Here is a 24045-nt window from a genome sequence, read left to right on the forward strand (position 1 = left end):
CCATGCAGGACGAGGTGGTGAGGAACATCGACGAACCCTACGATCACGACACGCTGTGGCAGGCGTATCTGTGGCCTTCGGACGCCGGCGAGATGATGCTGCGCAACCGCTACGGGCTGCACAACGAAGCCGAACTGGCCCGCCGCGAGCACCGCGAAACCACGAAGCGGGAACTGGAAATCCGCACCGGAAAGGTTGACATCCCCGTCACCGGTGATCTCGCGGAATGGCGTGCGATCCATGCCCACCTGTTCGGCAACGTCTACGACTGGCAGGCCAGCTGCGCACCGTCGGCATGAGCAAAAGCGGCCGCGACTTCCTACACCCGCTGCACTTCGACCGCTTCCCAAACACCGCCCTGGCCGACCTGCGCGCGGTGCCCTAGGCACGGCTGGACGCTTCCGGTTCGTCGAGTACATCTCCTACACCTACATGCGGTTGAACTGGGCGCATCCCTTCCGCGAAGGCAACGGCCGCGCACTCGGCATCTTCCTCGATCGCCAAATCGCCGACGCTCGATACGCACTCGACTACAGCCGCCTCGGCGACGACCCCAGCGAGTGGAACCACGCGGCCTGGTCAGCATGCCCAGAGAAATACGCGGCGCCCACCGACTACCGCCCGCTGCTGCGGATCTTCTCGAGAATCACCGTCTCTCGCGCCGCGACCAGTACACCCACTCGCGACCCCACCGATCCCCACCACCTCGAAACCATCCTCGCCGCCATCCGCCACAGCGCCCAAGGCAACGAAACAGGGGACGCCGTCGCCGCCGCGGGCCTGACCGGCAGCGACATCGCGGCCGCGGCGTGCCCGCCTCACCGCCAAGGTCGTCTAAGACTCGGACATGTTCCGGCCGCGCTTCACCGGCCGGAACATCGTTGAGGCCAGTGCCCGCGACCGGGCGCCCACAACACCCTGATCGGGACTCTGGCCCAGTCGTAGTCACGAGGTCCGTGCGCACCCGCACCGGCCGAGATCCGCTGCCAGCAACGGGCCGGCAGCGCAGCGACGAGTTCGTCGGCGCGGGCCTGGCCCCATCCGGTAGTGACCAGGTGTCGTTGCGGCGGGTGGCCAGCACGTGGGCTATGTCGTGCTGTCGAGCCAGAACCGCAGATACTTCACCGCTCCGTAGGCTTCGTCGGCGGTGAATCAGCGAAACGGGACCCCGCCCGCGATCGCCCGTTCGAGCATGGCCATCACCAGCCGCGGCTTGGTCGCGAACCCGACCTCGTCCGGGACCCCGGCACTACGGCAGCGCTCACGATCGGCGGTCCAGGACTCCGGCAGGTACAACTCCCGATCCACCAGCGCGTGACCTCGCCCGGACGCGTAGGCCAGAAACACCCCGATCTGGCAATTCTCGGTCCGCCCGGCCGTGCCGGAGTACTGACGCTGCACCCCGGCCGAACGCAGCCCCTTCTTCAGAAACCCCGTGTCATCGGCGATCAGCACCGCGTCCCGGTCACCGAGCCGCTCGGCCACATACGCGCGCACATCGTCACGGACACCGTCGATATCCCAGTCCGCCCGCAGCAACCGCTGCATCCCGTCCGGGCTCACCTCACCGGCCCGCTCGGCCAACGTCCACCCGTTCTTACGCTCCAACCCCGCCACCAACCCAGCCGCATAATCCCGAGCCCTGCCCCGCGGCTCCGACCTCGTGAACCGCCCACCGATCCACCCCAACAACGAATCCAACTCCACCGCAACCACATCCATCACCACACAGGCGGGTAGGTATTTCGGGATGGCGGTCGGCTCGGTTTTGCGTTCCAGAGTGCTCAACTCGGCGAGATCGCCTCCGGCATGTTGCGAACAGCGTGCGTAGTTGCAACGCGCGTAGAACTTTTGGACAGTTCGCGTCCGTCCTGTCCGCGGACCGTGAGCCTGGACCTTCTCCGAAAGCGAATAATACTCAGCCACAACGAGTCCGGATCGACTGTGGAATCCGGTGCCGCTCGCAATGATTATGCTGTCTGCGTCAGAACCTTTCCTCGTCAGCCGACAGACGAATCACCGTAGTATCCGATCGACATTCGAGGCAGTAGTTGTGTCCCACTACTTTTCGCTAACTGTTTCGATCTGGCTGCGCCGAATGCGTATCGATGTGTTGCAACCCGCACTAATGATGATCCGGACGGCCAACGCAGAATCGGTACGGCATCGACGCCAGCTTCGGGGAGGAGATTGACCGCGCTGTTGGTCCCAGCCGATGTTCGAACAGAGGTACATGGTGATGACCTCACTCCAAGCGCAACGTATCCTGAGTTATCCCCACGACCGAGCCCATCGAGGCTCCGATGTTCGTTGCCCACTCATAAGTGGTCCGAAATCGAGTAGTCGACTACCTATTCAGGCCGCCTCCACTTACGTTATCCTGAAGCAGGCTCCTTACCATGAGCCGCGGTCATTGGGCCTCGTCACGGCAACGACGAGACACGGAGAGTCGACGAACCAGCGATATCGACAGTCAACTCCAGAATCCTTCGTAGGGCGGCGAACGCACGGCCACCTCAAAGGCCGCGCGGTGGAAGGACCAACAATGGCAACCGGTAACGAAAGTCCATCAGTGGGGTATGCAGACGAGGTGCTCAGGTTGCAGCGATTGGCGCTGGACCGAGCGTTGTCGCAGCGTGATTTTGAAGCCCCCCAGAGCACGTCGTCATGTACGTCCGGCAGTTGCAACGGTGGTATGCACTGCATTCCCGAGAATGTGACAGCATGAGCGTAAATACGTCAAGAGTCGAATCATATCTTCGATGAATAATTAGGACGGCATCATGGCCAAGGAGAACGAGCTCACAGAAATGGGTGCTGTACTTGAACTCCAGCGCATGTTTTTGAACAAAGCCATTCGAGAACTCGATGCTGCGACTCAGAGTTGCTCGTCATGCACAACGAACAGCTGTAATCATCCCGCCGAAGAGATCGCGCAGGCATAGCTGAAGTTCGCCACACCTGAGTCCTCATCGCCTTCGAGCGTCGCGCATTGGACTTGGAAGGAAGGACTGTGATGGGTACTCGACACGAAGATTCATCTACCACTGCACAGGATGTTCTCAGGCTCCAACGAATGCTGATCGAAAGAGCCCTATTCCGTAATGACGCCAATGCGATACCGCAAAGCACGTCGTCGTGCGCCTCGCACAGTTGTCAGCCGGTGCCTATGTGCGCGCTGCCGTCCGAACGGGAAGCATCATGACCCGCGGCGGCAATGTCGATAACAGTGCGGCAGCTGTCCTCGAGCTGCAGAGACTGTTTCTCGAACGCGCTGTATCCAGCATGGACGCGCCGCAAAGCTGTTCCTCGTGCACCAACGGCAGTTGCAATGGGGTGGCCGAGGATCGGCCTGTCACCAATGTCCCCGGATAATTCTGGACCCAGGTATCCAAGTATCGGCGAGGTTCGCGGCGGGGCGGACCTTTCCAATTGAGGAGTTGGTCGCAGAATGCACGATTGGGAAGCCATCGACGGCTATCGCCAGTTTCATCCGCGATGGTTCGAGTCGATAAACCGATACAATCCGGGCGGGGAACACGCGAAGACGTTTCGAGAAACGTCCGAAGTGGGCTGGAGCCTTCGTCGAAGCGGGGCGTGGTTTGTCGCGGACGCACCCGACGGAAGCATGCCCGAGCAAGGATGGAAGCTGCACATTTCAGCATCTACCGCGGATACCAACGCAGTTCTCGGAGCTGTTATACCTCTTCTTCAGCGCGAGCATGTGACGTTCAAGTTCCTGGTCGATCAAAGGATTGCTTCGCTCGTCAACGGCAAGCTCTGGCCGCGCGGCGCGGCAGGTAAGTTCATGGCGATATACCCCTCGTCCATCGACCAATTCCTGCGCATAGGAAATAGCTTGTGTGACGAGTTGCAGGGTTACGTCGGCCCTTATATCTTGTCCGATCGTCGATGGCCCAACTCCCACAATGTGTTCTACCGCTATGGGGCCTTCAAGGCGAGAACGCGAGTGCGCCCGGACGGCATGCACGATCTCGTCATGGAGACACCCGACGGCGACCTGATGGTCGACAAGCGAAATCCTTTCTGGAGTCCCCCCGAATGGGCTGTCGACCCATTTCCTGCCACAGCTCAGCGCGCACGTGAAGGGCAGGTCGATCTTTGCGACGGACGGTTCACAATCGAATCAGCGTTGACATTTTCCAGCAGAGGTGGAGTCTACGTCGCGATAGATCGGGCGAGCGGAGAAAAAGTCGTCTTGAAGGAAGCTCGACCCGGAGTCGAAATCGGGTACCGTCGGGTGGACGCCGTATCTGTCCTGCACAAGGAGCATCGACTGCTGCAAGCGCTACAGGGCACCGACTACTTCGTTCGTCCGGTCGCGTTGTTTCACGAGTGGGAACACGCGTTCCTTGCTGAGGAGTTCCTGCCGGGCGATCACCTGGGAAGGTTCTCGATTCGGAGCAATCCGATCTACTGGACAGACAAACCACAGGCCGAGATGCGCGGCTACCTCGAGACGATGCGAACACTGTGGGTCGAGGTGGCCAAGGCCATCCGAGCGGCCCACGAGCGTAACATCATTCTCGCCGATCTGTCGTTGACAAACATATTCGTGGACGCGCCGCCGGTCGTCCGAATCATCGACCTGGAATCAGCATTCGAGAAGGGCGTCGACAGCCAGGTCGCTTTGCTCACCCCTGGGATCAGCAGCGCACGCTCGCTCGAGACCAATACATCCAACGAGTCCGACGACTACTCGGCCCTAGGATCGATCATATTCGGCAGCGTCATGCTGGCTACCGGCATCGCCGGATTCCATCCACCGGCCCGACGTACGTTCCTGCGCGAACTGCACGACGATTTCGCACTCACCGACGAGTTCGCCGAGTTGGTTCACGACCTCTGTGCGAACTCCACCGCCACCACAATCAATCTCGCCGACCGCATTTCGAAAGTGCCGATCACACGAGTCGAGCCCAAAGCCCCCGCCCGAACATCGAAGTCGCGTGGCGACAAGCGGAACGTTTCGACCACCGACGACTCGCTGCGCCACCGCGTCGAGGACGCCTGCACACGCGTCGTGGACTATCTGTCTGCCGTGGCCGACCGTGCGCGCCAGGATCGTCTCTTCCCGGCGGATCTCATGGTCTATGAGACGAACCCATGCTCGGTCGCATACGGTGCGGCAGGTGTAATCCACGCGATACACAGGATGACAGGATCAGCACCTGACGAGCAGGTGGATTGGCTACTCGGCCAGCGACATTCGAGCGAGGACTATCCTCCAGGGCTCTATGTCGGCCAGTCCGGCATCGCCTGGGTGCTGGCCGAGTTGGGCCACCTCGACCCGGCCACGAAAATTATGGAGGACGCAGGTCGTCATGATCTGCGCTGGGCCTCGAGCAACTTGATGCACGGGTCAAGTGGCTACGGAATGGCCTGCCTGAAAATGTGGGTATCAGGAGCGGGGTCGACGTTCCTCGACGAGGCCCGCGCCGTCGGCGAACGGCTTCGCGTAGAAGCACAGGCTACCGACCACGGCATCTATTGGAACGAAGCAGGACGTGTCCGGTTGGGATACCTGTTCGGCGGAAGTGGAATCGCACTGTTCCTGCTCCTGCTCTACCGGGCATCGGGCGACCCGACCTGGCTGCAACTCAGTCGAAGCGCACTGGAATTCGAACTTGCTCAGGCAGCCAAACGCAACGGCTATATCGTCGGATTTCCGGATGAGGCTACCGAGGAGCCGCTCGGCGCGCCGGTTCTCAAAAGCTACTGGGACATCGGCACCGCCGGTATCGCGTCGAGCTTGGTTCGGTATCTGGCGATCGCTCCCGACGTCCAGCTATCGGCATGGTTGGACGAGCTCATACCCGACATCTGCCGTAAATACGCGGTCTTTCCGCAACTGTTCCATGGGCTGGCCGGACTGGGCAACGCACTTCTCGACATCGCTGTCCTGGCGAAAAATCAAGCCTGCGAGCAGGAAGCATGGAAGGTTGCCCAGGGGATCCTCTTGTTCGGGATCGAGCGCGACGAGGGATTGGCCTTCCCCGGCGAGCAGGCGATACGGGAAAGTGCGGACTTCGCCACCGGGGCAGCAGGCGTCGGCCTCTTCCTGCACCGCCTGCTCGAAGTTGCTGCCGGGCGGACGCCATCCTGCTTCACTTTCGTCGTCGACGAGCTCCTGACGACATGAATGGCCAGCATGCTGGAAGTGGGTCCGCGCTGCCGCCGCTGTCGGTTCTCGATACCGTGCCGGTCGGCCCCGGAATCGACCTTTCCGCAGCGCTCGATGGTAGCCTGTGCCTGGCTCGCACCGCCGATAGTCTCGGCTTCCGGCGCCTGTGGATCGCCGAGCATCACGCTTCGGCCGACAGTGGTTGCGGCACACCAGCTGTGCTGATCGCCCGGGTCGCTTCGGTGGCCACAAGAATGCGGGTGGGCGCAGGTGGAGTGATGCTGCCGAATCACGCGCCGCTCGTAGTGGCCGAAGAGTTCCGCATGCTGGCAGCCCTTTACCCGGACCGAATCGATCTCGGGCTCGGGCGGGCGAAGGCCGTTGACGACGCACTGGTGCCGTTGTTGCGCCGGGCGGACGCGGATTATGGAGCCTATTCGAGCCAGATACGCGAATTGCAGACCTGCCTCTCCGGTCGCATTCCAGGCCATCATGCGAACGGATCCACGCGCATGCCACCGGTCGCGCCGCCGCCCCTTTACATTCTGGGCTCCGGCGCAGGCAGCGCGACCCTCGCCGGGGCGCTTGGACTCCCGTTCGCCTACGCGCACTTTCAGAATCCTGCTGGCACCGCCAACGCGATATCGTCATATCGTTCGGCGTTCGTGCCGTCGGATGCATGCGCGGTGCCGTTTGTGATATTGAGCGTACGTGTTGTCGGCAGGACCTCGGAATCCGAAGCATCCACCGCCGCAGTCACAGCGTCGGCGATTCGCCTACGGCAAACCGCAGCCGATCGGAGCGACCTCGACGTTGCTGTCGCAGTGCTACAAGACACCTCGCTGACGGACCTGGAACATCGCCTGGCCCAGTCACATCTAGCTCAGAGTTCGGTGTTCGTCGGCAATCCACAATGCCTCGCCGCATCGTTGTCGCCGCTCACCCGGGAAGTTCAGCCCGATGAACTGATGGCGCTCCCATTCGAATCGGATCCGGCAGGACGCATCGACACAATCGGCGCATTAGCCGCGGCGACCAATCACGTGCCGAGGTTCAGCGCCCCTCTCCCCTCCCAGAGGCGGCGACCGAGCGAACTCAAGTAGCCGGATTGACTATGTTCGCGTCAAAGTAGTTTACCGACGGCACGACCAGACCACTAGTACTGCAACGGCAGCCAGGTGAGTGGGTGTCCGCGTCGTCGGTAGTGAGAGAGGCGGGCTTGGTGTTTGTCGTCGGCGGCGCCAGTTCGACCATGCCCAGACACGGTAGGCGCAGCGGATGGCGGGTAGGAGCAGGGCGATGGTGAGGCGCCGGATCTCCGGTAGCGTAAGTGCGATCATATCTTGATCGCTGGCGGTGGTTCCCCTTTTGCGCAACGGCTTCCGTCCCGGCGAGCCAGGCCAAGGCGAGCATGGACAGGGCGATGTGGGCATACCAGGCCCACCAGCTGCGGACCTGGTAGTGGTCCAGCCCGGCTTCGTTCTTGGCCTGCTGGAAACACTCCTCGGTCCGCCACCGTGACCCCGCGATCTACGCCAGATCCGCGACCGTGGACCGGCGCGGCCCATAGCAGACGTAGTAAGCGATCTCGGCGGGGTCGTAGATGCTGCGCCGGGCCAGGAGCCAGTGCCCGCGGCCGGGTTGCCAGCCGATCCGGATCGGGACCTTCGCCCAGTCGTCGCGCGGCCCGTGCGCGCCGGCACCGGCCGAGATCCGCTGCCAGGCTCGGGCCGGGAGCGCGGCGACGAGCACGTCAGCGCGGGCCTGGCCGAACCAAGGAGCAGATGCTCGATGACTGCCGCTCACGCGGACTGGTGCCGCCGCGACTGTACGAGCTCGGCTACAGCCACAACAACTGCGGCGGCGTGTGTGTCCGCGCCGGCCACAAGCAGTGGCGCCACACCCTGCGCGTGTTCCCCGAACGGTTCGCCGAAGCCGAACGGCACGAGAACCACCTGCGGACATTGGTCGGGGACCGGTCGATCCTCACAGAACAACGCCGCAGCGTGAAATATCCGCTGCCCTTGTCGGAATTGCGGCGGCGCGCCGAGTGCGCACCGATACCGCACACCCTCTCAGAGACCGCGCCCCCTGCGCCGAGTGGCCGCAAGCCGGTCGAAGAACCCAGCACGAAACACTCCTCCCCAGCGCTCGTGCCGGCGGCGCGTTCCCGGCGGTCTTCTCGGCGGCCGGCACTGCGCACACCCGACGCCGTGCCCCGTTGTCGGTGACCTCACCTACCTTCGGCTCAGGAGGATGCCATGGCAGCAGCAACCGATATCCGCTACACCCGCGGTGACGCGACCGCACCCCACGGCGCCCGTCCTGCGGTTATCGCTCATATCGTGAACGACCGCGGCGCGTGGGGGCGCGGTTTCGTCCTCGCCGTCAGCCGCCGCTGGCCCGAGCCCGAACGCGCCTACCGCGCCTGGCACCGCGGGCGGGACTCCAACGATTTCGCTCTCGGTGCCGTTCAACTCGTTCGCGTGGAGCCCCAACTGTATGTGGCCAACATGATCGGCCAGCACGGTATCGCCACCCGCCGTTCTGCTCGCCCGCCGATCCGCTACGACGCCACCGGTCGATGCCTGGCGGCACTGGCCGACCACGCAGCGGCCGCGGGCGCGTCGGTCCATCTACCTCGCATCGGGTGCGGGCTGGCGGGAGGCCGTTGGGAGCAGGTCGAACCACTCATCCGTACGCATATGTGCGCGCGAGGGATCCCGGTAACCGTGTATGACCTCCCCTGAGGACCACCACCACCCCGAAACCCCGGCCGCGCAGCTGCTCCGCCACTACAGCGACGCCGCGCTGGTTGGCGAAGCACACGCCGTCATGCACGGCCAGCGACACCTCACCATCGAGCACGGCTATCCCGAGACCGCCGACGACACCGCCCGTCTTCAACACCTGTCGGACACCGCATGGCGTGGTCGCGACGGAGCACGCACCCGATCCGTCGGCGGCGGCGGCGACTACACCACGATCACCGTCGAAGGCCCGCACGCCGATGAGTTCGTCGACAGCCTGGCACAGCTCGCCGAAGAGAGCCTGAACCCCGGCTGGTGGAAAGTTCGCCGCTCAGCACGCTGACTCCGAAAGACACAAGGGTCTTTCGGCCCTCACTCGTGTCGTGCTCGTCCACGACGGGGTCCATGACCTCCCGGCTGGGCCGGTCAGCGAGCACACGATCACCAACGCGTCCCCTCCACCATCCCTGCTGATCCGGAGACGAGCGATCCCGGCAGCGGCGACGCATCGGCGACCGAAGAACAACCCAGCTGATCGCCGACCCGCCCTGTTCTAGCGGGCCCTGGAGCCCCTGTACCCGGTGGTCCACCGTTCGCTCATCTCTCACAACGGAGTTCACTGTCATGACCGAACACGCCCCACCCCCAGCGCCCCGAAACAGAAACCGCGCTGCCTTGCCTGACGCGCTGCGCGATGCACCCATGTCACAGGGCATGGCGGTGCCCTACATCACCTTGGCTCATCGCGACCGCAGCGACCGGCCCGCATGGGGCAACGTCGACCCGATCCGTTTGCGAGAGGTACTGGAGCGTGCGCTGTGCCAAATCTGCGGCAGACCTCTCGGCGAGCAGGTCATCCTCTTCATCCTGCCCTCCGACTTCCGCCGAGGCCTCACGGTCGAACCTGGGCTCCACCCCGCCTGCGCCGAGTATTCGGCCCGAGCGTGCCCCCTGTTGGCCGGCCGGATGCATCGCTACCACCGCCATCCCGCACACCGTCTCACCCGATGCGCCGATCCCCGCTGCCACTGCTGGGGGTGGGTGCCGCCGCGGCCCGACCCTGCCCGGGACGGGGCACCGACCGAAGCCTGGTACGAACTGCGCCTTCCGTTGAGCGAGTACCGGGTCATCACCGTTCCCGGTACCGATAACCGCCCAGCGGTGACCGGCATCGACCTGAAGACACCCCGGTTGATGCACCGGATCCGGAAGATCCGTGACGCCGCGCAACCCAGCCAGCGCGAGCGCGACCCGTTGGCGATGCTTCTCGTCGTCGGCGTGTTGTTCGCAGGTACAGACCAGTGAGCGGATCCGACCGGGCGCTCTCGCGCGTCGCCGGGTTGCTGCGCAAGGCAGAGCGCACCGACAATCCGCACGAAGCTCAGATCTACTTTGCCCGCGCACAGCAACTCGCGACGCGGCACTCGATCGATCTCGCCCTCGCTCGCGCCACGCAGCCAATCACCACCCGGGCGACCCCAGTCATGCGTGAAATCTCCATCGGTGAGCCCGGCGCCCGAGGGCTGTCCACCTACGTGCAGTTGTTCCTTGCGATCGCGCGTGCCAACGATGTGTGCGTGGACATCGCGACGAATTCGACGTGGGTGGTCGCCTTCGGGATGGAGTCCGACATCGCTGCGGTCGAAGTCCTCTACGCCGGCCTGTTGCCGCAAATGATCCACGAGTCTCGCGCCTACCTTCGTTCCCCCGAGCGTCGCGCGCAGCGCGCCGAGGGACGCGCGAAAGCGGGCATCACCGCGCGCCTGGCCTTCCAACACGCCTTCGCGATCCGCATCGGCCGGCGTCTCACCGAGGTCCGCGACATCACTCGCGCTCAGGCGCTGTCCTCGGCCGGTGATCGCGGTGCGGGGCCGAGCACGGCGCTGGTGTTGCGCGGCAAGGAACTCGAAGTCGCCGACTTCTACACCAGCCACTCCCGAGCTCGCGGAACCTGGCGCGCCCCGCGCCGCCGCCGCGTCGACGGCGCGGCATCGATCGCCGGAGACCAGGCCGGCCGCCGCGCCCGCCTCACCGAACAACAATCCCTGCCTGCTGCTGCGCGGCGGTTGTCGTCATGACCCGCAGCACCCGGGATACTCATCGAAACCGTGTCTATGCTGCCGAAGCGCTGGTCTGGAACATGTTCGAGCGGGCCGATCAGCTACCCGGCCGCCAGGTCGAGATCTTTGGCTCGCGAGTGACATTGCCGATCGAGCGGCGAGTGGTCTCGCTGGAGTCGATGCAAACCTACGTCGATGCCGTCCTCGCGCTGGAGACAGTGCACAGCCGGTACAAGCGAGCCCGGATCCCGGTCACGGTCCGGGCCCGACGCGGACAGTCGCGCGCACACTACGAGCTTGCCACTGCCACCATCGCGATGCCCCTGCACAATCGCAGCATGCTCAGGGAATCCGTGCTACTGCACGAAATAGCCCACCATCTGCAACCGCTCGGCAGTCCCGGCCACGGCCAGCAGTTCTGTCAGATCCTCTGCCAACTCATCGAAATCGCCATCGGCGCCGAAGCCGCCTGGCTGCTGCGCGCCACTCTCGCCGACACCCAAGCCGACCTCAACTGACCTGCAACCTCATCCGACCCCGAGACCACAGCATTCCTCATGGACATTTTCGCATTCGCTTGCCGTGTCGCTGCCGAGCTCGGCCCCGGCTGGACTGCCCGCCCGCATCGTTACTACAGCTACGAAGCCGAGTTGCACGGCCCCGACGAGGAACAACTGGCGTTGACCGACGGCGATCACTCTCATCGCCGCAACGACCACGGCCGTGTCCTCATCACCGGCCACTACGGTGAGCTCGGCACCCACCTGCATGACCGAGACAAAGCCGATCCCATCACCGTGGGTGCCGCGCGGCACCCGGCCTTGATCGCCGCGGACATCGAATCACGTCTGTTGCCGCCCTACCGGGCCGCACTCGCGCACGCCCGCCCCCGGGCGAATGCTGAGGCGGCCCGCGCCCAGCGACGCGAAGAAATCCTTGCTGCCCTGCCGCAGATCCTCGCGCCCGCCGACCGAATCCACGACAACGTCGTCTACCTCGGCGGCAACCGGCCGGTGTCCGGAAAAGTCACCGTCAACGCTCAGGGCGGCGCCCACGTCGAACTCGACATCGACGCCCGCCACGTGCTCACCTTCGCCCGCGCAATCGCCGCCAGCACGCACCCCGCCGACACACCCACCAGTGCGTGAAAGCGGCTGGCTGACCGAGCCGTGAACTCAAGCTGCCGCACCCACGACACACCGGAACCGGTAATCATCCCCGCGGCGGCCGCGTCAGGAGACCCATCCCAAATGAACAGCATGCAGGTGTGCTGGTCAGACATCGACCGCACCCACACACACGCCACCTACGCCGGTCACCGCACCGTCTGTGGCCTGCCCGTCACCGAAGCACGTCCGATCTACGAATCCTCCCTCACCGACATCACCTGCCCGGTCTGCACCCAGCACGTCCTGCACAACCTGGCCGGCGAAGCCGCCGAACACCACCTCAACGACGGTGCTGCCGGAATCGGCGACCGTGAGGCCCTCACCGAAGCTGCGAGACAGGCCACCGTTCCCCAAGCGCTGCGACAGCACCGCACCGGTGACAGTTGACACGCGATCGCCACCGACTTCTTGCCGGTCATCGCCGTACCGAGCCATCCGGATACCCCCTTCCGTCACCACAATCGGCCCAGCCACCTACCTGAGGATGCTCTGGCCCACCCGGCGGCGGACCCACCTCCGGACAACCGAATCGGTGGGCCCAACGGGCCGCGCTCCTTGCCGATGTCTCGGAGGTGGGCACTGGTCGTCGGTGCCGGAATTGCCACCGCGACCTTGGGCGATCACCGCCGGACCACCTATCAGCGTCGTCCACGACCGAGACTCCCCCGGCACCAGCCGTGGCAGCGGCGGGCATCGCCCCGGCCCGGGCACCGAGCCTCCAGTGCAGGAAACCCTGCATGACCGGCACTCTTCGCCGCCACACAGTCCAGAGGCTAGAGGAGCACCATCGTGAACGGAAACAGCGTTCCCGTCCGCGTACCGCACAGCATCCATCACGCCCCCGCCGCACCGACGACGGCGAACACCTCCCCGTCGGGTGTCGCCGATATAGCTGCCTTACAGCGTGTTTCGTGTCCGACCCGATCGGCGAGTGAACAGCGCACCTCGTGCGCCTGCCGGTCCCCTGGCAGCCCGACCTACCGAGCGACAGCAGGGCATGAATCCCGCATCGATCACAAGCCGCGCTACCGCACGCCCGCAGCGGGATCGCCCGCTACCCCGAATCTTCGAAGGCACTCAGCATGATCTTCGCGCATGAATTCATGACATGGCTCAGTGGGCTGGACCCCAGCAGTCGCCTCACCATCGACTATGGCGTTATCAGGCTCACCGCCTCACCCACCGACACCACACCTGCGGCATCGCTGATCCTCGCCGGCGACCCCGCTGAGCCACCCTCGACTGATCTGGCAGCGCAGGAGCCGGTGATCACCGTCGAGGAACTGCTCAAGATGGTTGGTGGCACTCTCACCGCCGCCGAGCTCACACGGTTGCGCCAGGCCATCCCGCGATCGAGTGTCCGCGACAGCCTCGGCGAGGTCCTCGCCGCTGCGATCGACGCTCAGCGCGACGAGTTCGCGCGCACCGCCACCGTGTTCGATCCGCCCGCGGCCCTCGCGAGCTGCTTGGCAGGGGCGAGCATCGCCGAACACCACCCGTGGATACTCGGGGCGGTCCTCGACACCGTGCAGCGGCTGTCAGGGATCCGCATCGTGCGAGTCCGCTACGACGACATCGCCCACCTCTGCATCCCCGATCCCGCCACCGGCCGCTGCTACGAACTCGTCGGCGCCCTGGAAGCCTGGCTGTACGGCGACAGCGACTCCCCTGGCGAACCCCCCAGCTGGATCGGCGTCGCGATCCACGACTACACCTTCAGCGACCTGGTCCACATCGAGCGCTACGACTACCACCTACGACCCGACCCTGTCGGCGCCCCCGACGGTGGATGACCCGAATGCCCGTGCCATGAATCCGAGCCCGGCGTTCACCCACTGCTCCTGTTCGGCACCCGCCCGAAAGCGAAACGTATGAGTATCAGCGACTTCACCGACTTCAAAGGCAACGCGGTCGATATCGACCCCCACGGATGCGGCTGCCTTGATTGCCTCATAGGCCATGCCGTCCCCCTCGATGACCTGGCCTGCCTCGGCCTGCTGGCCGAGCAAGCCGTCGCTGGCCGTCGCCTCATCAACCGCACCTGCGGACCTCTGCTGTTGGATCGAGACGCACCCGAAATCCGCCCTGTGCCCGAGAATTATCCCGATCGATGGCACTACGCCAAGAACGACATCGTCACCATCTCCTCGGGCACCAGCGACGCCCCCGCCGACGCACCCCGACCGGAACGGGACACCACGCCATGACCGCCCACAGCGGATTGTCGAACCAAGTTCCCGCTTCGCCCGCCCGCAGCACACACTTGGTGGAGCTCGCGGTGGACGCCGGGCGCGCAACCGTCACGGGAACCGCGGTCACCGATTGGGATACTGCTGCAGTTCGCTACAACCTGACCGGCCCCAGACTGGCAGGAACCTGGATGATCCGGCTGCTCTCGGCCGCAGACAGCGCCGAAATCACTTCCCTGGAAATCTGTTTCGGTATCTGCGCGGCAGCGTCGACCAAGTTCACGCGCCGCGACAAGCCCGTGGTCAACGGCATCGAGATCATGGGCAGCATGATGATCACCGACCGGGACACCCTCACCGGTCACGGAGAACGATTCCCCTCCGGTGACCAGCTGCCACGCCCAACCGCAGCGCGTCTAGAAGCCTTGGTCCGGGCCATCGCCGATCACCTTCTGACCAACGAGAACGTCGGTGAACTCCACCGACGCGCCGCCGTCCTCGACGCCACCACCCAGCGGGGGATCCTCCTCAAGCGTCTCGTGACCGATCAGCGCAGACTCGAAGAAATCACCACCGCCATCAACACGCGATGCGACTACCACCGGGCACTGCTCGAGCACTACGACAACATCGCCGCCGGCACAGTGCCGCCCGGCACGTGCCCGACCACCCCCACCGGCGAACCTCTCACCGCGCCGCCCTCACCACGGATGTACGTGGTGTAGCCAGCCCGCGCCGCGGTGACAGCCCGCCGAGTGCCAGGTCTACGCGCCCGGCCTGGGCGAAGACGCCCGTTTCGATCGCTCAGGGGCGGGCTTGGGCGTGGCAGAAGAAGCGGGAAGCCGTCACCCTCAGGTTTGGACGAGGCGACTGCCGAGCGTCGACAGCTCTGCCAGTAGCGACGTGTCCAACGAACTCACTTGCCGCCTCAGGGTCATCAGTGACCCGGCCTCGGTCAGCTACACCATCGGGGAAGCGGCGACACGCGCTCCACTCTCCGCGCCTCCGGAGCAGCAGCCGTCATCCTTGCCAAGCCGTAGACGAACATCGCAACCGCGCCACAGGCGAGGGTGCCTGACACAAACTATCGCGCCAATTCCGCCTCATATCGCACCCCGCCACCCGCATACTCGCCGATCCCCGGCCACGCCCCCGAACTGACCGCGGTCAGGAGCAACTCATGAATGCCACCGATCCTGCTACTGCCCATTCCCAGCCGGTCGCGGGCTTCGCCAGTGACGCCAATGCTGTGGCAGCGGTTCTTTCGGCGACCTATGCCCCGGGTGACCACACCATCACGGTGCGGCCACAGTCCGCCGGCATCACCGCCATCCACGTCGAAGTGCACCGCAGGACCTTCCGGTTCGTCATCGACGTCGCGGCCGCCGACGCCGTGCGGATCGCCGAGCTATTGGCCGAACTCACCACGCCCGAACACGAACCTGTCGGTCACGACTGGGTCCAGCTCGGCCGCGAGGGCTTCTACGCCGGTCTCGAGCACCCCTCACCGCTGCTGCACCAAACAGTCGCCCCCTTTCTCACCGACCCGGGCACCGATCCGGACCTCATTGCCGAGATCACCGCGCAGTACCAGCAAGGCTGGGACGCAGCCTCCGAAGACAGTGCCCGAGCAGGGCTTCCCTACTCCTACACCGCACCCAACCAGCCGCCACCACCAGCCCGGCCAGTGTATTTCGTGTGGGACCACGACCTGGGGCAGGTCACCGCGATCCTGCTCGAGCAGGATGCGGCCGCCGCGCACCTCCACCACGCCCTCAGCATCGACGGTCGCCGCCGTCGAGTGCACGCGGCATGGGTCGACAAGCAACGGCCCGCCACCGATGAGGAGATCGCACCCCTGCTTCAGCAGTTGACCGCCGCCGGCTACCGACCACACGTCCTGGCATCCATGCCGAAATGACCACCACCGGATTACCCGGTCACCGGACCCGCCTGCGTGCGCCGCTGCCCGGTGCCAGCCGAAATCCGCGACGACAGAAACCCTCGAGGCCCCCGCCATGACAGACCCTTCCGACGCAATCGACGTTGTCGATCCCGAACTCGCCCGCATTCTCACCGCTTGCCGAGACGGAGACCACGCCCTCAACGAGGCCGAATCCCGCACCGTGGCAGCGGCATACGCCCAGCAGGACAGCTTTCTACAGCACTGGGGCGCGGGCATCGACGTCGCTCACACCACCCGCCTGATCGAGGACACCCAGTGGCTGCTCGACGCGGCCGGCATCCTGCGTGAGGACACCGACCCGCACCGCTACCCCGACGACGCGCGCAATGCCCTGTGCGCGTTGCTCGACTACTTTCGCAGCCGTGCCCGCGTTCGGCCCACCCGCGCGGACTACGAGCGGGAACTGACTCAGCTCTACGCCACCGAGATCGAGTTCCTGCGTGCCCGCGGGCACACACCGTCCATCGCCTGGGCCGTCGACGGTTCCGCAGTCACCGGAGTGGCGGCCTGCCTCGAGGACGCGCACCAGTTGCTCGCCACCAACGGTGACGGCTTCTTGGCCGGCAGCGAAACCGGAGCGAGTCCTGGGCACTGGTCGATCAGCATCTACGAACACGACACCGGCCACACAGTCGCCAACGCCGTGGACGCCTGTTTCGCCACCGCCTACACCCAGGCCATCGCAGCGTTGACCCGACCCCCGGACCCGGTACACCACAGTGTCTTCCGCAGCCTGCCGCCCCAATCCCCGCCGAGAAAGAAGCCTCCCCGGTGAAAACGACACTGCCCCTACCCTCCCACTTCGCCGATCGCATCAACACGATCGTCGGCCTCGACGCACAACACTGTGTCGTCGTCGACGACGGCAGCGGCGCCCTCGTGACACTGACCTCCTGTTGCTACGCCTACGGAAAAGGCTCGGACAACTCCGACAGCGGTGTCGTGTGCCGCGCCTGCTACGTCGAGGTCCCCGTCAAACACGCCGGAGGTGGTGCAGACGTCGCCATCGGCCGCGCCGACCTGGACATCGTCATCGAACCGCGACCGAACTCCGAGCCACCTCGCACCTGAAACTTCTTTCGCGCTCCGCGCTTTCCTCTTCGCCGAAGGCGCCCTCTTTATTCTGCCCACACCCTCGGGATGGAAGATGACCGATCTCGACGGACTCTTCGACATCACGGCCTTGACCACTTTCGGCAGCGGTGCCGATAACAAGCCCATGCTGCTGGTTTGGTCCTACGGAATGGGTGCCGACTCCACCGGCGGGATCGTCCGCACAATTCTCGACCCCTTATTCCGGCATCCGAGCCTGCTACCGGATCTGTCGAACCTCATCATCGTGATAGCACAGACGGGTGACGAATTCTCCTCACTCGCCACCTTGGTCGAACGTCACATGCTGCCATTGTTGCGCGCCCACAACATTCGCACTGTCGAGGTCGCTCGGGCGGGGCCGCGTAATGAAGACGGAATCGTCGTCCTGCAAGACACCCGCCAGCCGGTGCGCCTGCATTCCGACGCGAAGAAGCATGGCTTCTACGCCCTCAGTGACGAGAACCGCGCGAATGCCGTCCAGCCGCAGCGCAGCGGAAAACGTAAATGCACGTTGAAATTCAAAGGCTGGCCGATGGATACCTGGCGTGACCGTGAACTCGGGGCACGCCCCTATCTTCACGCGATCGGCTATAACGTCGAGGAAGAAAACAGGATAGCACGAGAGGCCGTCCTCGATTTGGGCGGGAACCGTCAGATGATCTATCCCGTCCACGAGGCCGGATGGACACGGCAAGACTGCCGGGAATACCTTCACGAAATATTCGGCGTGTGGTGGCCCAAATCGCTGTGCCGCGAATGCTGCTTCGTATCGAAACGCGAATGGCCAGACCACCTCGGGCGGCTACTGGCCGAACCCGAACAATCATCTCGACATGTCGTCGACGAATACGTCACTCTCGCACTCAACGAGAAATCCGGGCTGTTCGGACCGCAGGACACATTGACCGGACGACTCCGCGCCGCCGGTGCGAACACGATCCTCGAACTCGCCGAGAACGAGATCCTCCACAGCCCCTGGGCGCTGTATCGGCTTCGGCGGGTCTACTTCGCGCCCGCCACCGCCTGGCGATCGGTCGACATCGCACTGCGGGGCACACCCGAACACACCCAGCAGATACTCGAGCACCTGGCCGAGTCTCTCGAGATTCCGGCCGTCACCGACGCCCGACACCACACCCGCCTGTGGCTGGCGCAGCGCCCACCACAGTCGACGACCTACCCGCAGGTGGAGTGCTTCTTCGTCGCCATCCCAGCGCTCGTGACGGAGAAACAACAGCGGGGATTCGAGAACCACTGGATGGCACACGCATCAGACCCACTGCGTGAACTGGACATGGCCGCTGGCGACCACCTGCATCAGCTCGTGAAGCAGTCCAGCTCGCCACCCGCAGTTTCCGAATCGGCTCGCGCATAGTCAGCCCCCGCGAACCGCGGGTGTACATCGGCTCCCTCACGCCCAGCTGCGACCACACGTGCGCCGTCGCGTCGATCCCGGGCCATCGGCGGGCCACCGCTCCGTGAGTAAGCGGCGCGACACGAGCCACCGATCCGTCACCTCCAAGAACCACGCCAGTGCCCTGTACTCCCCGGAGCGCGGACTGGTGCTTTTCCATTCCACTCGAAGGGACCTCTAATCGTCATGCCCGCCTCCACTGTGGCCGACCCATTGTGCGAGCAACGGTCCAGCCCCGTTCGCAGCGAGGAGCTGACCATCACCGTCGACGGCGCTCGGGACTGCGCGGACGGGCTGTCGCGCTGTGACCGGTGCACCACCGAAGCCCGCGCCGACACCCTGGCGCGCACCGTCGATGACACTCTGCTGTGCCTCGCATGCCTGACCGACTGGGATCGGTGCGGAGACTGCGCCATCTACACCCGCGACATCCGCACCGTGATCGGTGCCGCAGCAGACGTCTGCGCCGAATGTGCCTCCGGATACGAGACCTGCAACGACTGCGGCGAACTCGCCACCGACCTCCTCCCCGTCGACGGCGACAACCGGGTGTGCGAGCGGTGCGAAGACAAGAACTACCACGAATGCTCCGACTGCTTCACCCTCGTCCCACTCGACACCACCTACTGCGACAGCTGCGCCGACACCTATCCCACCCATCCCGCCGTCCGCTCGTCGTACTACACCCCCGTGCCGCAGTTTCACGGTGACGGTCCGCTGTTCCTGGGGATGGAACTGGAGATCAAAACCCCCCGCAACCGCGACTATCACAACGCGGTCGACACCACAGTCACCCATGTCGGGGACCTGGCGTATCTGAAGACTGACGGCTCGATTACCTGCGGGTTCGAACTCGTCACCCACCCCATGTCGTATCAGTACGCACTGCAACATTTTCCGTGGCAGCTACTGGGCCGGCTGCGGTTGCTGGGCCGCTACACCGACGACGGCGTCGGCATCCACGTCCACCTCTCCCGCGCCGGATTCTCCTCCCCCGCCCACGCCTACCGCTGGCTGAAGTTCGTCTACCGCAACGAACACTCCGTCACCACGCTGGCGCGACGACGGGACTCGGAGTGGGCTGAGTTTTCACCACAGCAGCGTTCCAACGCGCAGGACTACGCCAAGGGAGGCCAAGCCGGATACGGCCGCTACCAGGCCATCAATGTGTACCCAGAACACACCTTCGAGTTACGGGTCTTCGCCAGCTCCCTGCACCCCCAGCAGGTCCAAGCCGCCCTCGCCTTCGCCGCGGCATCGGTCGAATACACCCGCGGCCTGTCGGCGGCCGATATCGCGCGCCGACGCGGCTGGGAATGGACCGCCTTCACCACCTGGGTGCGTTCGCGACCCGACTACTCCCCGCTGCTGGCCGAAATGGAGGCCCTCGCGTGTGCATCCTGACATTCGTCAAACCCGGTATCAGTCCCGACCTCGACGCCCTGACCTCTGGGGCGTTGGCCAACCCGCACGGCCACGGTTACGCCGTGCTCACCGACACCGGCATCACCGTCGGCCGCGGCATGGACGCCGAGGAGGTGATCACCGAGTTCGCCACCGTGCGGGAGCGTCATCCCGAGGGGGCGGCGTTGTTCCATTCCCGGCTGGCCACCCACGGCCACCTCACGGTGGACAACTGTCATCCCTTCCTCGTCGGCGGTGACGAGCGAACCGTGCTCGCGCACAACGGGATCCTGCCCGACAACGTCCATCCGACCAGCGGCGATCAGCGTAGCGACACCCGCATCACCGCCGAGGACTTCCTGCCGACCCGCCCGTTCGGGTCACTGGACTCCGCGTGGGGCCGGAAGCGGCTGGAGCGGTGGCTCGGCGGCGACAAGATGGTGATCTTGACCGTCGACCCCACCTACAAGCATTCCGCCTACATCTTCAACGAACACTACGGCCACTGGGATAGCGGGAGCTGGTACTCCAACCACACTTACCAATCACACACGTGGCGGTACAGCGCCGCCGCGGACTGGGACAGCTGCCTGCACTGTGGGGAACTCGACCCCAACCAGCTTGGCCCGCACTGCACCGCCTGCGGGTTCTGCGCCGAATGCCTGCGCCCGTTCCCCCGCTGCGACTGCGCCGCGTTCGACGGCACGGACCGCTACGCCGACCTCATCGAACTCGAAACCGCCTGACCACGCACATCTGGGTCTGATTGCCGACCATCGGCTGCCATCCCAGCTCGAATCGGCGGATCCAGCCGTGCCCTACTACCCGGATCTGGCCACGATCCTCATCCGGCTACGCGACCGCGACGACGCTGACCGCCGCGCCGGTCGTGCGCGAGCTGATGCGCACCCTCGCAGTCGAGGAAGCCGCCGCCCGGCCCACCATCGGACAGCATGCTGCGGCCGATTTCCCCGCTGGATCTGCGGGGGTTGGCTGCGCGGGATCTCTCGACCGCACCGACGTGCTCGGCGCCGGCTGCTCACCCGGAACGACGCCGAATAGCCGGGAAATGTGGGCTTGTCCGACCTCGACGCACCCGGCATCACCGGCGGCAGTCCGGTGGCGCTCTGGGCGGGGGACGCTCCGGCTGATCCCGCTGTCGCCTGTCCTGTTCACCCTGTGGCTATTCACGTCTGCAGCTGAACAGAGGGCTGACAGCCCAAGACACATCTCCTCAGCGTTTCTGCAGCGGGCGTGTGCCGACCGACTTCGATTTCATGATCACTACAGCAGTTTCGAGGACAATGCTGATGCCCCGACTCTTCTACGACCGCGACCGTGTCGCCGCTGACTTGTACAACAGCGGCCCTATGAGCGCGATCGCCACACGGCTCCAGCGATGGCGATCCACCGAGGACGACAACGGCCTCGCCCTCGTGCGCGACCTCATCGAGACCGCTTCAGGCATGGAAAACAGCCTGTGGCGACTGGATATCGAAAAGAACGTGCCACTGTTTGTCTTGGCCGCGTTCAGCTGCGACGAAAGCGGGTTCCTTACCTACAACGGCGAATTGACGCTGTCGATGGTGATCGATGGCCGGTTCGAGATCGCCGACACTGGCATCAGCACCCTCGAGGACCTCGCCGATCTCACAGGACAGCACGACGGCGCGCAGCGGATATTCACGCTATTGGACGCGGTCACCGCCCACCTCGACGTCGTCCTGGCCCGCGCGCTGCGATTTGCCCAGCAGTACGCCCCTGACCGCGGTGATGACGCCGATAGAACAAACACGACATGACCGACCCACTGCACTTCGCGAACCTCTCGCGCGGGCTGCTGCGCAAACACCTCGATACGGTCGCCGCCAGCGACCTCCGGTCCGCCGGACCCAGTCCACCTCATGTGAACAACAGCGATGGCCCGATATCATCACCGGTGCCGGACCCGAGCTGCTCATGGCGATGGTGCGAGGTGTGCCCGTAATCATCCAACGACATCTCCGAACGGGACTGCGAGACCCGCGCGATGTGGCAGGGACTGACGTTCCTGCGCCTCGCCTGTGAGATCGTCTGGCGACACGACCTGCCTGACCACCTCGAGATCGTCACCGAGATCGCGACCTCGGTCGCGGCCAGCGCGACCGTCGACGGCACACAAGCCGTCCTCGACGAGGATCGCGGAACTCACCACACCACAGCCGGATTGTCGCGCGCCCGGCCGCGCAAGTCCAGCCACACCGGCGGCTACCGACCGCAACACATGACCCGAACTGGGAGTGACGCAGTCGCACTGGCGGCAGCCATCACCGAATCAAGGATTAGCGCGGCAGTGGCGTGCCACAGGCGACCCGGGCGACGCCGTAGCGGCCGCCGCGGCCGAACTCACCCTCGCCGATCAGGCCGAAGCGATGCTCACCGACGCCAACCTCTCGCTGCGCCGCCGCATCGCGCGCCTCATCCTCGGCCGTTCCTGTTCCCGCGCGACCCGAACCCTGACCGCAACCGTCCTCACAGGACGCGAATTGTCGTGGCAGCCACTCTTCGTGCCAAACAGCTCATCACCACCAGCGCCATCAGGGCGATTTCTGCACTGCCGCTGACTTAGTCCGCTCCTGGCAGTGCTGCCGTAGAAGCAACTCGACCGCGGTTGCCAGCAGGCTTTCGACTTCTGAAAGGGACCTCCCGTGACCGACGACAGCCAATCGACGACCTTGTCCTCGGCGTCTGCTGTGGTGACTGCGATCGAAGATGTCGTTCGAGTTATGCGATTCGCTGCCGAACAGTGCGGCGATTTCCCCGCAGTGTCACACATGGCCGCCGGGCGTCCGTGGCGAGAGGCCCCGTTGCCCAGCCGGCTTCAACTGCCGGATGCGGAGCGCAGCCATATCGTTCAGACCTCGGCGGTCGGAATGCGGTGGCGACGTGAATCGCAGGTCGCCTGTCTTATGGACCCGACACTTGTCGAGGAATGCGCACGGGCGACAGCCGAAGCGATGCCCACGGAGATCCTGCGTCAACTTCGCTACCGCGACCCCCTCATCGTGTTCGCGGCTCCGATTCCGTGCCGCACCGCCGATGACCGCCCCGCACGCCTTCTCGGGTTCTTTCTCTACGGCTTGACCGACATGCACGGCAACGACGCGTGCATCCTCAGCACCCACGACGACCCCGACTACCTGGGCGTCATGCCCGTGCTCGACACCCTCGACGGCAGTGGACACGGACCAGAAGTGAACCGTTTCCTGCTGTCGTTGCGCGCCGATCGCCTGGTCATATCCGAATACATCGACAACACTGTCGCCAACTACGCGCTCGATGCCTTCACCGCGGCCGGCGCGAGCCAACGTTCGGTGCGTGCCTGTCTCGAGCAGATCCTGCGGCCGGTCCTGGGCAGCCTGCTCTACCTGTGTAGCAAAGACGCTGACATAGAGGATCCGCGCGCCGACGAGGATGCGCCGCGCAACCGCGGCGGCCGATCCGGCAAGGCCGGTCGCAAACGCAAAGACTCCGTATTTGTTCCTGTCGGCTGGCGCCTGGGTAGGCGGCTACGGCGGCTGCGCGCTGCGGAAGTAGATCAGCACTCGCCCACAGCTGCGGGCATCGGCACCGGCCGAACCCACCCTCCGCGTCAGCGCGCCTGCCATTTCAAGGTCGTGTGGACCAAGGCAGGTCGAACGGTGCCACGCACCGTATTCGTGCTCCCGTACTGGATTCATAAGGACCAACTCGGACTCGACACCACCCTCTCCACCCTCGTCCCCACCGCGAGCCGCCGTCGCCGCCGACGGCGCGACAAGCGAACCCGTTGAGCCGCAGCAGTTAACGGATCAGGCCGCGGGTCGCTGCTGCG

The 24045-nt window shown here is 64.9% G+C and carries 23 protein-coding genes and 2 pseudogenes; 23 read left to right on the forward strand and 2 right to left on the reverse strand.

Features of this window, described 5'->3' with window-relative positions:
• Positions 1-2: 2 nt before the first annotated feature.
• The gene (locus tag ACFV2O_RS31560) at positions 3-299 is read left to right on the forward strand and encodes a hypothetical protein (protein ID WP_379255180.1); all 297 of its coding nucleotides are present in this window, start codon (positions 3-5) and stop codon (positions 297-299) included.
• A gap of 133 nt (positions 300-432) precedes the next feature.
• Positions 433-885, forward strand: coding sequence for a hypothetical protein (locus ACFV2O_RS31565; RefSeq protein WP_379255182.1), 453 nt, complete (start codon positions 433-435; stop codon positions 883-885).
• A gap of 2 nt (positions 886-887) precedes the next feature.
• Here the strand turns inward: ACFV2O_RS31565 and ACFV2O_RS31570 are convergent.
• Positions 888-1728 (reverse strand): annotated as a pseudogene (locus tag ACFV2O_RS31570) (IS701 family transposase); the annotation flags it as partial.
• 1055 nt (positions 1729-2783) lie between these two features.
• Between ACFV2O_RS31570 and ACFV2O_RS31575 the strand changes: the two are divergent.
• The 3 genes from ACFV2O_RS31575 (at position 2784) to ACFV2O_RS31585 (ending at position 7248) form a co-directional block, all read left to right on the forward strand.
• Positions 2784-2945, forward strand: a complete 162-nt coding sequence (locus tag ACFV2O_RS31575) for a hypothetical protein (protein WP_379255184.1) — start codon at positions 2784-2786, stop codon at positions 2943-2945.
• Positions 2946-3451: 506 nt separating this feature from the next.
• Positions 3452-6163, forward strand: coding sequence for a class III lanthionine synthetase LanKC (gene lanKC, locus ACFV2O_RS31580; RefSeq protein ID WP_379255185.1), 2712 nt, complete (start codon positions 3452-3454; stop codon positions 6161-6163).
• Positions 6160-7248 carry an MsnO8 family LLM class oxidoreductase gene (locus tag ACFV2O_RS31585; protein ID WP_379255186.1) on the forward strand — a complete coding sequence of 363 codons (1089 nt, stop codon included), beginning with the start codon at positions 6160-6162 and terminating at the stop codon, positions 7246-7248. Before lanKC ends, ACFV2O_RS31585 begins: the two co-directional genes overlap by 4 nt.
• A 256-nt stretch (positions 7249-7504) precedes the next feature.
• Here the strand turns inward: ACFV2O_RS31585 and ACFV2O_RS31590 are convergent.
• Positions 7505-7906 (reverse strand): annotated as a pseudogene (locus ACFV2O_RS31590) (IS701 family transposase); the annotation flags it as partial.
• A 500-nt stretch (positions 7907-8406) separates the two neighbouring features.
• On the opposite strand from ACFV2O_RS31590, the gene ACFV2O_RS31595 reads away from it, so the two are divergent.
• From ACFV2O_RS31595 to ACFV2O_RS31680, 18 genes are all read left to right on the forward strand, one after another.
• Positions 8407-8895, forward strand: coding sequence for a macro domain-containing protein (locus ACFV2O_RS31595; RefSeq protein ID WP_379255187.1), 489 nt, complete (start codon positions 8407-8409; stop codon positions 8893-8895).
• Positions 8882-9238: a hypothetical protein gene (locus ACFV2O_RS31600; RefSeq protein WP_379255189.1), complete on the forward strand. Its 357-nt coding sequence runs from the start codon at positions 8882-8884 to the stop codon at positions 9236-9238. Before ACFV2O_RS31595 ends, ACFV2O_RS31600 begins: the two co-directional genes overlap by 14 nt.
• A gap of 281 nt (positions 9239-9519) precedes the next feature.
• Positions 9520-10200: a hypothetical protein gene (locus ACFV2O_RS31605; protein WP_379255190.1), complete on the forward strand. Its 681-nt coding sequence runs from the start codon at positions 9520-9522 to the stop codon at positions 10198-10200.
• Complete coding sequence (locus ACFV2O_RS31610) at positions 10197-10973, forward strand: DUF2786 domain-containing protein (RefSeq protein WP_379255192.1); 777 nt, start codon at positions 10197-10199, stop codon at positions 10971-10973. Before ACFV2O_RS31605 ends, ACFV2O_RS31610 begins: the two co-directional genes overlap by 4 nt.
• Positions 10970-11473 (forward strand): TIGR04338 family metallohydrolase, encoded by a 504-nt coding sequence (locus tag ACFV2O_RS31615; RefSeq protein ID WP_379255194.1) that lies wholly within the window; start codon positions 10970-10972, stop codon positions 11471-11473. The genes ACFV2O_RS31610 and ACFV2O_RS31615 overlap by 4 nt, the downstream gene beginning before the upstream one ends.
• Before the next feature lie 39 nt (positions 11474-11512).
• Positions 11513-12103: a hypothetical protein gene (locus ACFV2O_RS31620; RefSeq protein ID WP_379255195.1), complete on the forward strand. Its 591-nt coding sequence runs from the start codon at positions 11513-11515 to the stop codon at positions 12101-12103.
• Positions 12104-12205: 102 nt separating this feature from the next.
• Positions 12206-12511, forward strand: a complete 306-nt coding sequence (locus ACFV2O_RS31625) for a hypothetical protein (protein WP_379255197.1) — start codon at positions 12206-12208, stop codon at positions 12509-12511.
• Between the two features lie 716 nt (positions 12512-13227).
• Positions 13228-13917 carry a hypothetical protein gene (locus ACFV2O_RS31630; RefSeq protein WP_379255198.1) on the forward strand — a complete coding sequence of 230 codons (690 nt, stop codon included), beginning with the start codon at positions 13228-13230 and terminating at the stop codon, positions 13915-13917.
• A 78-nt stretch (positions 13918-13995) separates the two neighbouring features.
• A complete protein-coding gene (locus ACFV2O_RS31635; protein ID WP_379255200.1) occupies positions 13996-14331 on the forward strand; it encodes a hypothetical protein in 336 nt (111 codons plus the stop codon).
• On the forward strand, positions 14328-15038 hold the full coding sequence (locus ACFV2O_RS31640; RefSeq protein ID WP_379255202.1) for a hypothetical protein: 711 nt from the start codon (positions 14328-14330) through the stop codon (positions 15036-15038). Before ACFV2O_RS31635 ends, ACFV2O_RS31640 begins: the two co-directional genes overlap by 4 nt.
• Positions 15039-15493: 455 nt before the next feature.
• A complete protein-coding gene (locus tag ACFV2O_RS31645) occupies positions 15494-16234 on the forward strand; it encodes a hypothetical protein (RefSeq protein WP_379255203.1) in 741 nt (246 codons plus the stop codon).
• Between the two features lie 97 nt (positions 16235-16331).
• Positions 16332-17054 (forward strand): hypothetical protein, encoded by a 723-nt coding sequence (locus tag ACFV2O_RS31650; RefSeq protein ID WP_379255205.1) that lies wholly within the window; start codon positions 16332-16334, stop codon positions 17052-17054.
• A complete protein-coding gene (locus ACFV2O_RS31655) occupies positions 17051-17350 on the forward strand; it encodes a hypothetical protein (protein ID WP_379255207.1) in 300 nt (99 codons plus the stop codon). The genes ACFV2O_RS31650 and ACFV2O_RS31655 overlap by 4 nt, the downstream gene beginning before the upstream one ends.
• A 76-nt stretch (positions 17351-17426) precedes the next feature.
• The gene (locus ACFV2O_RS31660) at positions 17427-18749 is read left to right on the forward strand and encodes a hypothetical protein (protein ID WP_379255208.1); all 1323 of its coding nucleotides are present in this window, start codon (positions 17427-17429) and stop codon (positions 18747-18749) included.
• Between the two features lie 225 nt (positions 18750-18974).
• Positions 18975-20192 carry a hypothetical protein gene (locus ACFV2O_RS31665; protein WP_379255209.1) on the forward strand — a complete coding sequence of 406 codons (1218 nt, stop codon included), beginning with the start codon at positions 18975-18977 and terminating at the stop codon, positions 20190-20192.
• Positions 20180-20938: a class II glutamine amidotransferase gene (locus ACFV2O_RS31670; protein WP_379255210.1), complete on the forward strand. Its 759-nt coding sequence runs from the start codon at positions 20180-20182 to the stop codon at positions 20936-20938. Before ACFV2O_RS31665 ends, ACFV2O_RS31670 begins: the two co-directional genes overlap by 13 nt.
• 564 nt (positions 20939-21502) lie before the next feature.
• Positions 21503-21994 (forward strand): hypothetical protein, encoded by a 492-nt coding sequence (locus tag ACFV2O_RS31675; protein WP_379255212.1) that lies wholly within the window; start codon positions 21503-21505, stop codon positions 21992-21994.
• Between the two features lie 885 nt (positions 21995-22879).
• A complete protein-coding gene (locus ACFV2O_RS31680) occupies positions 22880-24004 on the forward strand; it encodes a hypothetical protein (protein WP_379255213.1) in 1125 nt (374 codons plus the stop codon).
• The last annotated feature ends 41 nt before the right edge of the window (positions 24005-24045 follow it).

Source organism: Nocardia sp. NPDC059691, assembly GCF_042733915.1.
Taxonomy (GTDB): domain Bacteria; phylum Actinomycetota; class Actinomycetes; order Mycobacteriales; family Mycobacteriaceae; genus Nocardia; species Nocardia sichangensis.